This window comes from Priestia sp. YIM B13491 (genome assembly GCF_042787605.1).
Taxonomy (GTDB): Bacteria; Bacillota; Bacilli; order Bacillales; family Bacillaceae_H; genus Priestia; species Priestia megaterium_E.
On sequence record NZ_JBHZOR010000005.1, the window covers coordinates 138,378 to 152,644 of the forward strand.

The window sequence follows — 14,267 nt, forward strand, 5'->3', positions numbered from 1 at the left end:
ATGTCACCTCTTTTATACAGGTTGAACCACTTGGGCTAAACGATTCACTAAATCATCAATTCGTTCGTCTTTTAAACGATAGCTCACAGGGTTCACAATCAAACGCGATGTAATATCTTCAATGTGCTCTAATTCAACAAGTCCGTTCTCTTTTAGTGTTTGTCCTGTTGATACAATATCAACGATCCGATCAGCCAGGCCGATTAAAGGCGCTAATTCAATGGAACCATTCAATTTAATAATTTCTACTTGCTCTCCTTGCTCCCTGAAATAAGTAGATGCTACATTTGGATATTTGGTTGCCACTTTTTGAGCAATTTCTGATTTTTTAGCATTAGGCAAACCGGCAACGGCCAGATGACATTTACTAATATTTAAATCCAACAGCTCATAGACATCTCTTTCTTCTTCTAACATTACGTCTTTACCTGCAATACCAAGATCTGCTACTCCGTATTCTACATAAGTAGTAACGTCCATTGGTTTTGCTAAAATAAAGCGCATGTTCTCTTCAGGAATGTCTACAATCAGCTTGCGCGAATCGTCAAATTCTGGCGGCAATTGAAAGTCTGCTTGACGCAAAAGTTCAGCTGCTTCTTCAAAAATACGTCCTTTTGGCATTGCAATTGTTAATAGTTCACTCATTATTGTCCCCCCTTGCCTCGTTTTCCAATTAGAAACGTGACTTCTTCAAACTGTGCAGTAAATACATCAACATCATCAACGCCTGCAATTTCCTGAGTCACTACCCGGTATCCTTGCTTGCGCTGTTCAGCAGCTAAAGCTAATGCCTCATCTAAACGCTCCTGGCTATATAATATGCCGTATACTGCTGAAGGCTCATATACTTCTTCGCCCAGGGCTTCAATTAAGCGGTCGAGCTGAATTCCAAATCCTGTAGCTGGTGTTTTAGACGCGAATTTTTCAAGAAGCTGGTCATAACGTCCTCCATTACCGATATGGAAACCAACGTTTTCAGCAAAGACTTCAAATAAAATACCTGTGTAATAGCTCATATGACTGACTAAGTTAAAATCAATTTTAATTTCATCCGTTACACCGTATGCATCAAGCATGTTCCATAGCTTTTTCAAATCACCGGCTGCTTTTTTGCCACCTTCGTTTTCAACTAGTTCAACCGCTTCTTCAATCTTCTTTTCATCTCCGCGCAGGTTAAGCAGCTGAAGGAGACGCTGTTTATCAATAGAAGATAGATTCAAATCTTTTACATGATTACGATAGCCCACGTAATTTTTCTCATATAAAAAGCGGCGAAGCACGTTAGCACGTTCTTCATTTCCGACAATTTCTAAAAAAAGTGAATTAACAAACCCGATGTGGCCAATTGCCACTTTAAATGATTTAAGTCCCGCTCTTTTTAATGCGCCGATCATGAGAGCAATCACTTCAGCATCGCTGCTCATCGTAGCATCTCCAATTAGCTCCACGCCTATTTGCTCAAACTCCGCCGGGCGGCCGCCCTCACGCTGCTGAGCTCGGAATACATTTGCTTCATAAGCTAAGCGCAAAGGAGAATTATTTAAAAGTTTTGAAGCGGCCACACGTGCAAATGGCGTTGTTACATCCGGTCGCAGCACAAGCGTATGCCCTTCTTTATCTAAAAGTTTAAACAATTGTTGATCTAAAATAGCTGATGCGCTTCCTACCGTCTCGTAATATTCCACAGTAGGCGTTGCCATATATTGATAGCCCCAGCTGCTGATTTCATCTGCCAGCTGATTGCGAACTTGTTTTTTTCTTTCAAAAAGAGCTGGCAGGGTATCTCTCATTCCAAGGGGTTTTTCAAACATAAATAACTTTGACATTCCGACACGTCCTTTAGGCTTGATTTTATCTATTAAGGAACCATTGATAGGTTGTTTTCACTTTATCACGCTAATGTATTAGCGAAATAACAAATTAAAGTTATTGATAGTTTACACCCGATAAAGTCAGCCGTCAACCGCCAGCTGTTCAAATTTACAAAAAAAGCCACAGCTTAGTTCTTGCTAAGTTGTGGCTTTAGGTTCTGCTTCCCTGCGCTTTTCCATTTCTTCTTTTGTATAGATGACACGCATAGGGTTACCTCCAACAAAGAAACCGGGTGCTACATCTTTATGAACCACCGTTCCAGCCGCTACAACCGCTTCATTGCCGATTGTTACACCTGGAAGGATGGTGCTATTTGCTCCAATCATCACTTCATCCCCAATGATGACATCTCCAAGACGATATTCCGTTATCAGATATTCATGAGCGAGAATAGTTGTATTGTATCCGATAACCGTATTGCGTCCTACTTGTATTTTTTCAGGAAACATAATATCGAGCATTACCATAAGGGCAAAGGATGTTTGAGGTCCTACTTTCATCCCTAAGCACGTTTTATACAGCCAGTTTTTCATCGAAAGAAAAGGCGTATAGCGAGCGCATTGAATGATTAGGAAGTTGCGCACTACTTTCCAAAAAGGCACGGTCTTATAGACATGCCAAAGGGAATTAGCTCCTTTAACCGGATAGCGCGTCGTTTTTCTCACTGACGTTCTCCTTTTAATATATCAATTAAATCCGTCATATTCTCTAAAATAATATCAGGATTATAAGAAGCGATATGATCTCTTCCTTTTGCACTCCAAGCAACTCCAGCTGTTTTCGTATAAGCTCTTTGGCCAGAAACGATGTCGTGATGGTTATCTCCCACCATCAGCGCTTCTTCAGGTTTAGCATTAAGCAGCTTCAGCGCTTTTTCTACTGGCTCAGGATGCGGCTTTGCATTTGTGACTTCTTCAATTGCGACAATCGTATCAAAGAACTGGTCTAACTTTGTTAACTTAAGCCCCATCATGACCGTATTTCTTTGCTTTGTTGTGACAATACCTAATTTATAATTCTGCTCGTGCAGCCATTTAACTGTTTCAAGTACGCCTTCAAATTCTTTAACAAGCAAATCATGATTAGCTAGATTATGCGTGCGATACATCTCAATCATTTCGTTTACTTTCGTTTTATCCATTTCTACAAACGTGTCGTATAAAGGAGGTCCCATAAACTGTAAAATATCTTCGCGAGTATATTGTTCAGGATAATAGTGATTAAGCGTATGAGTAAACGAGGCAATAATTAATTCATTGGTATCAATTAACGTACCATCTAAATCAAACAAAACCGTATTAATCGTCATTATTCATTTCCTTCCCTTGCGTCAAATCAAGTTTGTATAAGTCTTGTAGCTTTTCTTCATTTACGCCTTAGATTGTGCTTCTTCATTCTCTAAGTATTTCTGTTTACTCATTCCCGTCACGCGGCGGACAATAATTAAAATAATGGCTATTATAATCAGTACAAGTGAAACAACTTGAGCGATTCTGAGTGTATGCGTCAGCATTAAACTATCCGTGCGAAGCCCTTCTACAAAGAAGCGGCCAACTGAGTACCAGATTAAATAAGATAAGAAAATTTCTCCTTTTCGCAGACTGGTGCGGCGAAGTACCATCAACAGGATAAATCCTGCAAAATCCCATAATGATTCGTATAAAAACGTAGGATGGTAATATGTACCGTTAATATACATTTGGTTAATAATAAAATTTGGAAGGTGCAACCCTTCTAAAAAAGCACGGGTAACCGGCCCCCCGTGTGCCTCTTGATTCATAAAGTTGCCCCAGCGCCCAATGGCTTGGCCAAGGATTAAACTAGGCGCAGCAATATCAGCCAACTTCCAAAATGAAATCTTTTTTACTTTCGAATATACAATGGCAGTTAATACGCCTCCGATTAAGCCACCATGAATGGCAATCCCACCTTGCCAAATCTGAGGTATTTCATTTAAATGCTTTGAATAGTATCCCCATTCAAAGGATACATAATAAATTCGTGCACAAATAATAGCTATTGGCACAGCAAATAAGATGAGATCAACAAATGTATCTTTTGATAAGCCTCTTCTTACGCTTTCTCTTGTCGCAATATAAAGACCTAATAGAACACCTACACCGATAATTACGCCGTACCAGTAGACCGTTAGAGGGCCAATTTCAAGGAACACGCGATCTAACGGCTGAATAGTTGCTTCCACAAGTTAACACCCTTTCTTATAAATCTTCACGATCTCCTTCTTCAATTACATCTGTTAGACGTGCGGAAAATTGTTCTGCTGCGTTAATACCCATACGCTTTAAGCGGAAGTTCATTGCCGCCACTTCAATGATAACAGCTAAGTTTCGTCCCGGACGTACTGGCAATGTAATTTTTGTAACGTCCGTATCAATAATTTTCATTTTATCTTCTTCTAAACCAAGGCGATCATAATGTTTCTGCTGATCCCATGTCTCTAACTGAATAACAAGTGAAATTCGCTTATAGCTTCGTACAGCTCCTGCGCCGAATAGCGTCATCACATTGATGATCCCTAGTCCTCGAATTTCAAGCAAATGCTCGATTAAACCAGGCGCATTTCCTACAAGCGTGTCTTGATCTTCTTGACGGATTTCCACACAGTCATCGGCTACTAGACGATGTCCCCTCTTAACAAGCTCTAGAGCTGTTTCACTTTTACCAACGCCGCTTTTCCCCATGATTAATACACCAATTCCGTATATATCAACTAATACGCCGTGCATGGCGGTAGTAGGTGCTAGCCGGCTTTCAAGAAAATTCGTTAAATGGCTGGAAAGTCGCGTTGTTTTAAAGCTTGAACGCAGCACAGGAACTGATTCACGCTCTGAAGCTTCGATAAGTTCTTTCGGTACATCCATTTCGCGCGAAACAATGATAGCCGGCGTGATATCTGTACACATCTTTTCCATTCGAACTTTTTTTTGTTCATCATCTAATTGTTTAAAAAATGATAGTTCTGTTTTACCTAACAGCTGGATACGTTCTGCTGGGTAATATGTAAAATAACCTGCCATTTCAATACCTGGACGTGAAATATCACTTGTTGAAATAGGGCGGTCGATTCCTTCTTCTCCGCTAATAAGCTCTAATTTAAATTTCTCAATGATGTCTTTTGTACGTACTTTAACCACCGTGCATCCTCCTTTTATGAACAGTCATATATCTGTTCATGTCTACAGTATATCCAACTCTCGCTTTTATGTCGCGTTTGGTTCTACTAGCCATTTTATTTTATCATTAATACAGAAAGAAAAGAAAAAAAAGATGGCATAGGCTGCATCGCCTTACCATCTTTTTTAGAAAATTAAATATTGCAAGAAAGTTATCTTCTATTTTGAAGCGGTTCAACAATCACTCGTTGAATAAGCGCATTTAAAAGCGACATAATTACTGAGGCTAAAAGTGCTGTACCAAACCCGTCAATATTAAAAGAATCTCCCATAACACTTTGTGTAATCATCAGCGTAATGGCATTAATGACGAATAAAAACAGCCCAAGCGTAAGAAATGTCACCGGCAGGGTAAGTAAAATTAAAATTGGCTTAACAAACACGTTCAAAATAGATAGAATCAAGCTGGCGATAATAGCTGCACTGACTGATTCCAAGTGGAAAGTGTCGATATAACCTGCAATTACGATTAATACGAGGGCATTGATTAAAATACTAATGATTCCACGCAATAACATCTTTAGAAATCTCCTTCTTCATTTGGAACTAAAAACACAAAAATCATATATAAAATGACCGGAGTACCTACTGTAAAAAATAAACTGATGATAAACAATACGCGGAGTAGTGAAGCATCTATTCCGATATACTGAGAAATACCGCCGATAACACCCGCAAGCTTGCGATTTGTTCGCGAACGATACAACTTTCGCACGTTAATCATCTCCTTTGTTTTTTTACTAAAACAAGCGTTTTCTATTTTATAACAATTGAGCCCGTTTTGGATTCAGCTAACAATTTATAGCCTTTCGGCGAAGCGACATTTGCTTTGAAACGAAGTTGTTTTATCACCGTTTCTTTTTTCTCATCTACTATTTCCATCTCAGGAAGTGTACACGTAAAATTCCCAAAGTTAGATTTCAAATCTCCATCAACGGAGAGGTGAGGCGGCGTATAGAGCGTAATGCTTCCTGTAGTCGTTTTGAAAAATGCTTTTTCAATGCGCTCTCCTTTTAAATACGTATCAATATCTCCGTTAAATGTCTGAACATCAATCTTTTTTGTATCTCCATCAAATTTAACCGTTCCATTGATTGTTTCAAGCTCACATTTCGAAGCGAGTATTCGAGAAAGTTCCATATGCCCGTTTGATGTCTCCATTTCAAGAGAATGGCTGTTCACATCGTAAAAGCGGATGGTACCATTAGCTGTTTTGGCTTTCAGGTCTCGTACGCTTAGTCTTTCCCCATCGATTGAACCATTAAACATACGGAGCTTGACGCGTTCATATTCCATTTCTGGAATATAAATAATCGCTTTCACCTTCATTTGCTTTTGCTGAATTGCAAAGCGCAATTTGCCATTTTCGATGGAAAATGCCGTATGCTGCAAGAAAGTGCGGCGCGCTTCATCCGAATTCTCTACTTTGTAGATAGCAGCTTCACACTCTATTCGTACTTCTGTACTTCCCCAAGGTCGGAGTTGAACGCTTCCATTTGCTAAATCTACGTCAATCTCTTGAATATATGCTTCTGATTGTTGAAAGATGTGCTGAACGTCAATCGAAGGACCAAAGTTAAAATCTAAATCTCCTTCTTTTACTTTTTTTACTGTTTGATCTACAAATGTAAATAATTTTTCCTTTAAAGAGCTTTGAGATGACTTAGAAGCGTACGTTTTTTTCTGTTTTCCTCCTACATAAGGGGATAGCTCAGCTTTATCAGGCGTAGCATAGGAAGAATCATTAGCTGAGTCTTTTTCCAGTGAATTTAGCAAAGTTAAAGCCTCATCTACGCTAAGTTTCCCTTCTTCTACCATCTGTAAAATTTGTTTACGCTTTTCACTCATACGTTCCATCTCCTCTTTACGTTTTAGTCATTTAACTTTTATCTGCTTAATATTTGTATCCCTTTTACAATATTCCATACAAACACAACAACATTAACTAAAGAAACAACAACTAAAGCTACAATTAAAAGAATAAATACCGTTCCACTAGAGCCAGTAAGAGCAGGAAGCAAGAAAAATAAGAACAAGATCGCTGTAGCGATAGGTAATAAATGTGACAAAAATGCAGTTTTTGCATGTTTCTTTACTTCTATGTTATGAACAACAAAATAAATAATAATAGGTAATAAAAATGGTGCAAAGAAAACGCTAAAATAATTTAAGGAAGATAGTATGCGATTTCCTTCCATAATAATCAGCTCCTTATATCATGTATTACGTTTTAATGAGTTAAAAAGTTTCATTCTTTATAAAAAAGACACCAATGCTGGTGTCTTTTAACGAGTTAATGCCTCTGCTTTTTCAACTTTTTTCTCCATACGCTTACGGTCACGTTCTAAAATTGGCTTCAAATAATGACCCGTATAGGATTCTTTTACTTTTGCCACTTCTTCTGGCGTACCCGTAGCCACAATTTGTCCGCCTTTATCTCCACCTTCAGGCCCTAAATCAAGAAGGTAATCAGCAGCTTTGATAACGTCTAAATTATGTTCGATCACTAGAACCGTATCTCCATTTTCAACTAAACGCTGGAGCACTTTTAATAATCGTGCAATATCATCGACATGAAGACCGGTAGTCGGTTCGTCTAAAATGTACAGCGTTCTTCCTGTTGAGCGGCGGTGAAGCTCTGAAGCTAACTTTACACGCTGTGCCTCTCCACCGGATAAAGTAGTAGCCGGCTGTCCAAGCGTGATATAGCCAAGTCCTACATCGTAAATTGTCTGCAGCTTCCGCTTAATCTTTGGAATGTTTTCAAAGAAGTGAAGCGCATCTTCAACTGTCATATCCAACACATCTGAAATGTTTTGATCTTTGTATTTCACTTCTAAAGTTTCACGGTTATATCGTTTGCCGTGGCAGACTTCACAAGGGACGTATACATCTGGCAAGAAATGCATTTCAATTTTGATAATACCGTCTCCTCGACAAGCTTCACAGCGGCCGCCTTTCACGTTAAAGCTAAAACGGCCTTTTTTATATCCGCGCACCTTTGCTTCGTTTGTTTGGGCAAATACATCTCGAATGTCATCGAATACACCTGTATACGTTGCAGGGTTCGAACGAGGCGTACGGCCTATGGGAGACTGATCAATATCAATGACTTTATCTAAGTGTTCAATACCTTTGATTTCTTTATGTTCTCCTGCTTTGCTTTTTGCTTTATGCAGCTTTTGCGCCAATGATTTATGAAGGATATCATTTACGAGCGTACTCTTACCTGATCCAGATACACCTGTAACAGCCGTGAACATACCTAACGGAAGCTTTGCTTTTACGTTTTTTAAATTGTTCTCTTTTGCTCCTATAATTTCAATCATCCGATCTTTATCTATTGACCGTCTTTCCGCTGGAAGAGGAATAAACTTCTCTCCTGATAGATATTGACCCGTTAAAGAGTTTTCATCTTCCATCACTTCCTGAGGCGTTCCTTGAGAAACAACAGCCCCCCCGTGTACGCCGGCTCCTGGTCCGATATCAATTAAATAATCAGCTGCCATCATCGTATCTTCGTCATGTTCTACAACAATCAACGTATTTCCAATATCGCGCATATCTTGCATCGTGCGAATTAAGCGATCATTGTCACGCTGATGAAGACCGATAGAAGGTTCATCTAAAATATAAAGAACCCCCGTCAAACGAGAACCAATTTGAGTAGCTAAACGGATCCGCTGTGCTTCTCCTCCTGAGAGAGTTCCAGCAGAACGGTTTAATGTTAAGTAATCAAGCCCCACGTTAATGAGAAAGCTTAGACGCTCACGAATTTCACGCAGTATCATATCTGCAATCTTCATGTCTTTTTCAGATAGGCTGAGACTTTCAAAAAAATCATATGCTTCTTTTACTGAGAAGCGGGTTGTATCTCCTATATGCTTTTCGTCAATAAGCACCGCTAAGCTTTCGCGTTTTAAACGATTTCCTTTACATTTTGGACAAGCTTGCTGAGCCATGTATTTTTCCATTTGCTCACGGATATAATCAGAACTTGTTTCATGATAACGGCGTTCTACGTTCCGAAGCACACCTTCAAATTCGATATGATTTTCTCTTACTTGGCCAAAATCATTTTCATAGCGAAAGTAAATTTTTTCTTTACCGCTGCCATATAATACTTTATCAAATAAATGTTCCGGGATATCTCGAACCGGCACATCCATATCGATGCCGTAATGTGTACATACGGCTTCAAGCAGCTGCGGATAGTATTGAGAACTTGTTGGCTCCCAAGGTGCAATTGCGTGCTGATGAAGCGTTAAGTCATAGTTAGGAATAACTAAATCTTTATCCACTTCCAATTTCGTTCCTAACCCGTCACACGTTGGACACGCCCCGTACGGACTATTAAATGAAAACATGCGGGGCTCAAGTTCTCCAATGGAGAAACCACATTTTGGACAAGCATGATGCTCACTAAAAAGCAGTTCTTCTTCACCTATCACATCAATAATTACTTTCCCTTCTCCAAGGCGAAGAGCTGATTCCAAAGAGTCCGACAAACGAGCGGCTACACCTTCTTTTACAACAACGCGATCAATCACTACTTCAATGGAATGCTTTTTGTTTTTTTCCAGTTCAATTTCTTCTGTTATTTCACGCATTTCTCCGTCTACTCGAATGCGAACGTACCCTTCCTTTTTAATATCTTCTAACACTTTTACGTGGGTACCTTTTCGTCCAGATACCACAGGTGCCAGTACTTGAAGTTTTGTGCGTTCAGGGTACTCTAAAATTCTATCTACCATTTGCTCAATCGTTTGAGATGTAATTTCAATTCCATGATTAGGACAAATCGGCTTTCCTACACGAGCAAACAAAAGACGCAAATAGTCATAGATTTCGGTCACAGTTCCGACGGTTGAACGAGGGTTTCGGCTCGTTGTTTTTTGATCGATTGAAATAGCAGGCGACAATCCTTCGATTGAATCTACATCGGGCTTATCCATTTGACCTAAAAACTGTCTTGCATATGCCGAAAGCGACTCGACATAACGTCTTTGTCCTTCTGCATAGATTGTATCGAAAGCCAAAGAAGATTTACCAGAACCTGATAACCCTGTTAATACCACTAATTTGTCTCGCGGGATTTCAATATCGATATTTTTCAAATTGTGGGCTCGTGCACCTTTTACCACGATTTTTTCCATCGCCATGTTTTATCACCCTTCCGCTTTTAATTCTAGAATCAAGTCACGAAGCTCAGCTGCGCGTTCAAAGTTAAGCGCTTTGGCTGCTTCTTTCATTTCTTGTTCCATTTCTTCTACGAGCTTTGCTTTTTCTTTTTTGTTGAGCTTATCAAATGCCGGTGCTTCTTCATACGTTTCTGTATCTTCTGCTACTACTGTTGCACGAATTGAGCCTCGAACTTCTTTTTGAATCGTTGTCGGTGTAATACCATGCTCTTCATTGTAAGCTTCTTGAATACTTCTACGACGCTTGGTCTCATTGATAGCAATATCCATGGAGTTTGTGATGCGATCTGCATACATAATGACATGTCCATTAGCATTTCGCGCAGCACGTCCGATGGTTTGAATAAGCGATCGTTCTGAACGCAAGAATCCTTCTTTATCCGCATCTAATATGGTTACTAACGAAACTTCCGGAATATCTAAACCTTCACGAAGTAAGTTAATTCCTACGAGCACATCATATTTTCCAAGCCGCAGCTCTCGGATAATTTCAATACGCTCGAGCGTCTTCACCTCAGAGTGAAGATATTGAACTTTAATGCCAATTTCTTTTAAGTAGTTCGTTAAATCCTCAGACATTTTCTTTGTTAACGTCGTAACGAGCACTCGTTCATTTCGCTTAATCCGGTCGTGAATTTCTCCAATTAAATCATCAATCTGTCCTTCAATTGGTCGAACTTCGATATTTGGATCCAATAATCCTGTTGGACGGATAATTTGTTCAATTACATCAGGTGCCTTCTCAAGTTCGTAAGGACCTGGTGTTGCAGAAACATGAACAATTTGGTTAATATGCTGTTCAAATTCATCAAATTTAAGCGGGCGGTTATCTAATGCGGACGGCAAGCGGAAACCATGGTCTACTAACACTTGTTTACGCGCTTGGTCTCCATTGTACATTCCTCTAACTTGAGGAATCGTAACGTGTGATTCATCGACAACAAGAAGGAAATCTTCCGGGAAGAAGTCCAGCAGTGTATAAGGTGTAGAACCAGCGGGACGAAGCGTTAAATGACGAGAGTAGTTCTCGATTCCCGAACAAAAGCCCATTTCTCTCATCATTTCTAGGTCGTAGCGCGTGCGCTGCTCCAAGCGCTGCGCTTCTAAAAGCTTTCCTGCTTCTTTTAGCTTCTCTAGCTGTTCTTCTAGTTCTTTTTCAATATTTTGAATGGCAACACGCATTTTTTCTTCTCTCGTGACAAAGTGAGATGCCGGGAAGATAGCTACATGTTCACGATCTCCAATAATTTCTCCTGTTAGAGCGTCAACTTCTCGAATGCGGTCAATTTCATCGCCGAAAAACTCAACGCGAATACAGTGTTCATCTCGAGATACAGGAAAAATCTCCACAACATCACCGCGAACGCGAAACGTTCCGCGCTTAAAGTCAATATCATTTCTTTCGTACTGTACATCCACTAGCGTACGAAGCAGCTGATTACGCTCTTTTTCCATTCCTACTCGAAGAGATACGACCATTTCTTTGTATTCTTCCGGAGAACCTAAACCATAAATACAGGACACGCTGGCAATAATAATGACATCTTTTCGTTCAAAGAGAGAAGACGTTGCCGAGTGACGAAGTTTATCAATTTCATCATTAATGCTTGCATCTTTTTCAATAAATGTATCTGTTTGAGGTACATAGGCTTCAGGCTGATAGTAATCGTAGTAACTGACAAAGTATTCAACTGCATTATTAGGAAAAAACTCTTTAAACTCACTGTACAATTGACCAGCAAGCGTTTTGTTATGAGCCATAATTAGTGTCGGCTTATTTATTTCCTTAATAACATTAGACATGGTGAAGGTTTTTCCCGTTCCTGTAGCACCTAGCAAAACTTGATGCTGCTTACCTTCTTTAATTCCTTTCACGATCTTTTCAATTGCCTTTGGCTGATCACCTTGCGGTTGATATGGGGATACTAATTCAAACTGATCTTTCAAATGAAGGCCTCCGTTTCCATTTTCTTGTTTTATCTATTTTTATTACGATATGTAAAAACCGAAAACACGAACTGATATTCGTATTTTATCACTTTATAATCATAAATGAAACTAATGAGTATTAATCTTATATAGTGTTTGTTTGTTTTTATTTTTTACCCTGTTACTTTATTACCCACTAAATTCTTATACTACCCTTTTCGAAGGGAATACAACTCTTTAGATGAAAGCAATAAAAGAAAGTAAGCTGCATAATTGTTTGAAAGAGATAGGCTTTTGCGCCAATTTCTAAATTATGATACAGTATAAAAAATATGTACTGAGAGGGGTTTAGTATGGCAAGCGTTGATCAAGTTCTTATAAATAACTCCTTTATAACAGTTGAAGAATCAACTTCTTTAGCTAAAGTGAAATCTGAACTTTCAAACTATGACTTCGTTATAGTCACAGCAAGTACCTTTTATGTAATACAAAAAGATGAACGATACCTGTTAACAGGTCATGACGAGGCATCGTCCATAAAAAAAGTAATAGCGGATACAAATTGGCCTTCATCTTCTACTTCTACGTTAGCCAATTTACAAGCCAACACAAACTGGAACAGACCAGTCCTCATTCAAGCAGAAAACCAAGAAACCACAATAGGACTTGTAACACCTTCACAGTGGATTACACATTTGCATAGCCAAAATGAGATATTAGCTTCCTATTTTGATACATTGGCAGAAACCATTAATGATGCAGTGACAGCCGTCGATAATGAAGGAAATGTAATCTTGTGGAATACTGCTGCGGAACATACGTATAAGATTCAGAGAGATGATATTATGGGTAGAAAAATCGGAGAGCATTTCAAAGATGAATCCATCATTCTACATACGATTCTAAATGAAGGGCGCCCTGTACGCGGAACGTATCATCGTCCTAATGAACAAACTCACGTGCTCATCAATGCATCTCCTATTATAAGAAACAATCGAGTCATAGGTGGAGTCGCAACTGAACATGACATTACCAATATTGTAAGATTAAATGAAGAAATTGATGTGTCTCTTCTCATCCCAAAAGATAATCCATTTTCTTCTTTCGCGGGTATCAGTCCTGAAATTAAGCAAGCCGTTGACATTGCCAAAAAAGTGGCATCTACAGATATGCCTATTTTATTAACGGGAGAACCTGGTTCTGGGAAAGAAATGCTGGCTCAGGCTATCCACTACGGTGGATCCAAACATAAAGAACCTTTTTTATCTTTAAATTGCGCCACTATTCCATCGGGACTCCTGGAAATTGAGCTCTTTGGTCATCAAAAAGATGTCTTTTCAGAAGATCCAACTACCATTGCGGGAAAACTGGAGCAGGCTCACAACGGGACGTTATTTATTGAAGAAATTGATAAAATGCCTCTTGAAATTCAAGTTAAGTTTCTCCGTTACTTGGAAGAACGATCCTTTTATCACGTTGGAGGCACGGAAGAAATTCAAGTTCAAACCCGAATTGTAGCCTCTACCACGACGCCTTTGGAAGAGTTGCTAAAAGCCGGTGAATTCCATGAAAATCTTTACTATTTACTGACCGTCATCAACATTATTATTCCGCCGCTTCGAGACCATAAAGAAGACATCGAAGCATTAACACAGCAATTTGTACAGGAATTCAGCAAGAAGTATAAAAAGAAGGCTCCTTTCATTAGCTCTGAAGTTCTCGAAGCCTTTATGCAATACGATTGGCCAGGCAATATTCGCGAGCTGAGAAATACGATTGAACGAATGATTTTTCTAAGTGATCAGTCGTTGATTACCCTGACGCACCTTCCTGACAATCTGAAGGATGCAAGTTCTTTCACAGAAGTTCAAAAAGAAGAAGATTCTCTTCAAGAAGCTAGGCTAATAGAAGAGACTCTTCAAAAAACCTATGGAAACAAAAGTGCAGCAGCAGATCTGCTTGGCATTTCACGCGGCACCCTTTACAACAAAATCAAAGAATACGGACTAAACTAATCAAAAAATTCGACACGAAGCTAAAGATGCTTCGTGTCGAATTTTTTGATTTCCTA

At 39.3% G+C, this 14,267-nt stretch carries 13 protein-coding genes; 1 reads left to right on the forward strand and 12 read right to left on the reverse strand.

What is annotated here, in order from left to right:
- Nucleotides 1-12: 12 nt before the first annotated feature.
- The 12 genes from hisG to uvrB form a co-directional block, all read right to left on the reverse strand.
- Entirely contained in the window at nucleotides 13-645 is a 633-nt protein-coding gene (gene hisG, locus ACFX4E_RS19245; RefSeq protein WP_013059721.1) for an ATP phosphoribosyltransferase, read from the reverse strand.
- Nucleotides 645-1,826 (reverse strand): ATP phosphoribosyltransferase regulatory subunit, encoded by a 1,182-nt coding sequence (locus ACFX4E_RS19250; RefSeq protein WP_028409651.1) that lies wholly within the window; start codon nucleotides 1,824-1,826, stop codon nucleotides 645-647. Before ACFX4E_RS19250 ends, hisG begins: the two co-directional genes overlap by 1 nt.
- A gap of 183 nt (nucleotides 1,827-2,009) precedes the next feature.
- The gene (locus ACFX4E_RS19255; RefSeq protein WP_028409652.1) at nucleotides 2,010-2,537 is read right to left on the reverse strand and encodes an acyltransferase; all 528 of its coding nucleotides are present in this window, start codon (nucleotides 2,535-2,537) and stop codon (nucleotides 2,010-2,012) included.
- The gene (ppaX, locus tag ACFX4E_RS19260; protein WP_098578863.1) at nucleotides 2,534-3,181 is read right to left on the reverse strand and encodes a pyrophosphatase PpaX; all 648 of its coding nucleotides are present in this window, start codon (nucleotides 3,179-3,181) and stop codon (nucleotides 2,534-2,536) included. The genes ACFX4E_RS19255 and ppaX overlap by 4 nt, the downstream gene beginning before the upstream one ends.
- Before the next feature lie 60 nt (nucleotides 3,182-3,241).
- A complete protein-coding gene (gene lgt, locus ACFX4E_RS19265; protein WP_098433189.1) occupies nucleotides 3,242-4,075 on the reverse strand; it encodes a prolipoprotein diacylglyceryl transferase in 834 nt (277 codons plus the stop codon).
- Between the two features lie 16 nt (nucleotides 4,076-4,091).
- On the reverse strand, nucleotides 4,092-5,027 hold the full coding sequence (hprK, locus tag ACFX4E_RS19270) for an HPr(Ser) kinase/phosphatase (protein ID WP_013085404.1): 936 nt from the start codon (nucleotides 5,025-5,027) through the stop codon (nucleotides 4,092-4,094).
- Between the two features lie 191 nt (nucleotides 5,028-5,218).
- Nucleotides 5,219-5,584, reverse strand: a complete 366-nt coding sequence (locus ACFX4E_RS19275; RefSeq protein WP_013059727.1) for a phage holin family protein — start codon at nucleotides 5,582-5,584, stop codon at nucleotides 5,219-5,221.
- A gap of 2 nt (nucleotides 5,585-5,586) precedes the next feature.
- Complete coding sequence (locus ACFX4E_RS19280; RefSeq protein ID WP_013059728.1) at nucleotides 5,587-5,781, reverse strand: PspC domain-containing protein; 195 nt, start codon at nucleotides 5,779-5,781, stop codon at nucleotides 5,587-5,589.
- Between the two features lie 41 nt (nucleotides 5,782-5,822).
- A complete protein-coding gene (locus ACFX4E_RS19285; RefSeq protein WP_028409655.1) occupies nucleotides 5,823-6,914 on the reverse strand; it encodes a DUF4097 family beta strand repeat-containing protein in 1,092 nt (363 codons plus the stop codon).
- 38 nt (nucleotides 6,915-6,952) lie between these two features.
- Nucleotides 6,953-7,264: a hypothetical protein gene (locus ACFX4E_RS19290; protein WP_013059730.1), complete on the reverse strand. Its 312-nt coding sequence runs from the start codon at nucleotides 7,262-7,264 to the stop codon at nucleotides 6,953-6,955.
- A gap of 87 nt (nucleotides 7,265-7,351) precedes the next feature.
- A complete protein-coding gene (gene uvrA / locus ACFX4E_RS19295; protein WP_028409656.1) occupies nucleotides 7,352-10,228 on the reverse strand; it encodes an excinuclease ABC subunit UvrA in 2,877 nt (958 codons plus the stop codon).
- 6 nt (nucleotides 10,229-10,234) lie between these two features.
- Nucleotides 10,235-12,214: an excinuclease ABC subunit UvrB gene (uvrB, locus tag ACFX4E_RS19300; protein ID WP_013059732.1), complete on the reverse strand. Its 1,980-nt coding sequence runs from the start codon at nucleotides 12,212-12,214 to the stop codon at nucleotides 10,235-10,237.
- A gap of 335 nt (nucleotides 12,215-12,549) precedes the next feature.
- On the opposite strand from uvrB, the gene ACFX4E_RS19305 reads away from it, so the two are divergent.
- Nucleotides 12,550-14,211, forward strand: a complete 1,662-nt coding sequence (locus tag ACFX4E_RS19305; RefSeq protein ID WP_028409657.1) for a sigma-54 interaction domain-containing protein — start codon at nucleotides 12,550-12,552, stop codon at nucleotides 14,209-14,211.
- Nucleotides 14,212-14,267 lie beyond the last annotated feature (56 nt).

What these genes read in the sequence shown, in the direction of transcription:
- ACFX4E_RS19305 (WP_028409657.1), top strand. Translation starts at nt 12,550, where the DNA reads ATGGCAAGCGTTGATCAAGTTCTTATAAATAACTCCTTTATAACAGTT.
- ppaX (WP_098578863.1), bottom strand. Translation starts at nt 3,181, where the DNA reads ATGACGATTAATACGGTTTTGTTTGATTTAGATGGTACGTTAATTGAT.
- ACFX4E_RS19275 (WP_013059727.1), bottom strand. Translation starts at nt 5,584, where the DNA reads ATGTTATTGCGTGGAATCATTAGTATTTTAATCAATGCCCTCGTATTA.
- hisG (WP_013059721.1), bottom strand. Translation starts at nt 645, where the DNA reads ATGAGTGAACTATTAACAATTGCAATGCCAAAAGGACGTATTTTTGAA.
- ACFX4E_RS19290 (WP_013059730.1), bottom strand. Translation starts at nt 7,264, where the DNA reads ATGGAAGGAAATCGCATACTATCTTCCTTAAATTATTTTAGCGTTTTC.
- uvrA (WP_028409656.1), bottom strand. Translation starts at nt 10,228, where the DNA reads ATGGCGATGGAAAAAATCGTGGTAAAAGGTGCACGAGCCCACAATTTG.
- ACFX4E_RS19285 (WP_028409655.1), bottom strand. Translation starts at nt 6,914, where the DNA reads ATGAGTGAAAAGCGTAAACAAATTTTACAGATGGTAGAAGAAGGGAAA.
- ACFX4E_RS19250 (WP_028409651.1), bottom strand. Translation starts at nt 1,826, where the DNA reads ATGTCAAAGTTATTTATGTTTGAAAAACCCCTTGGAATGAGAGATACC.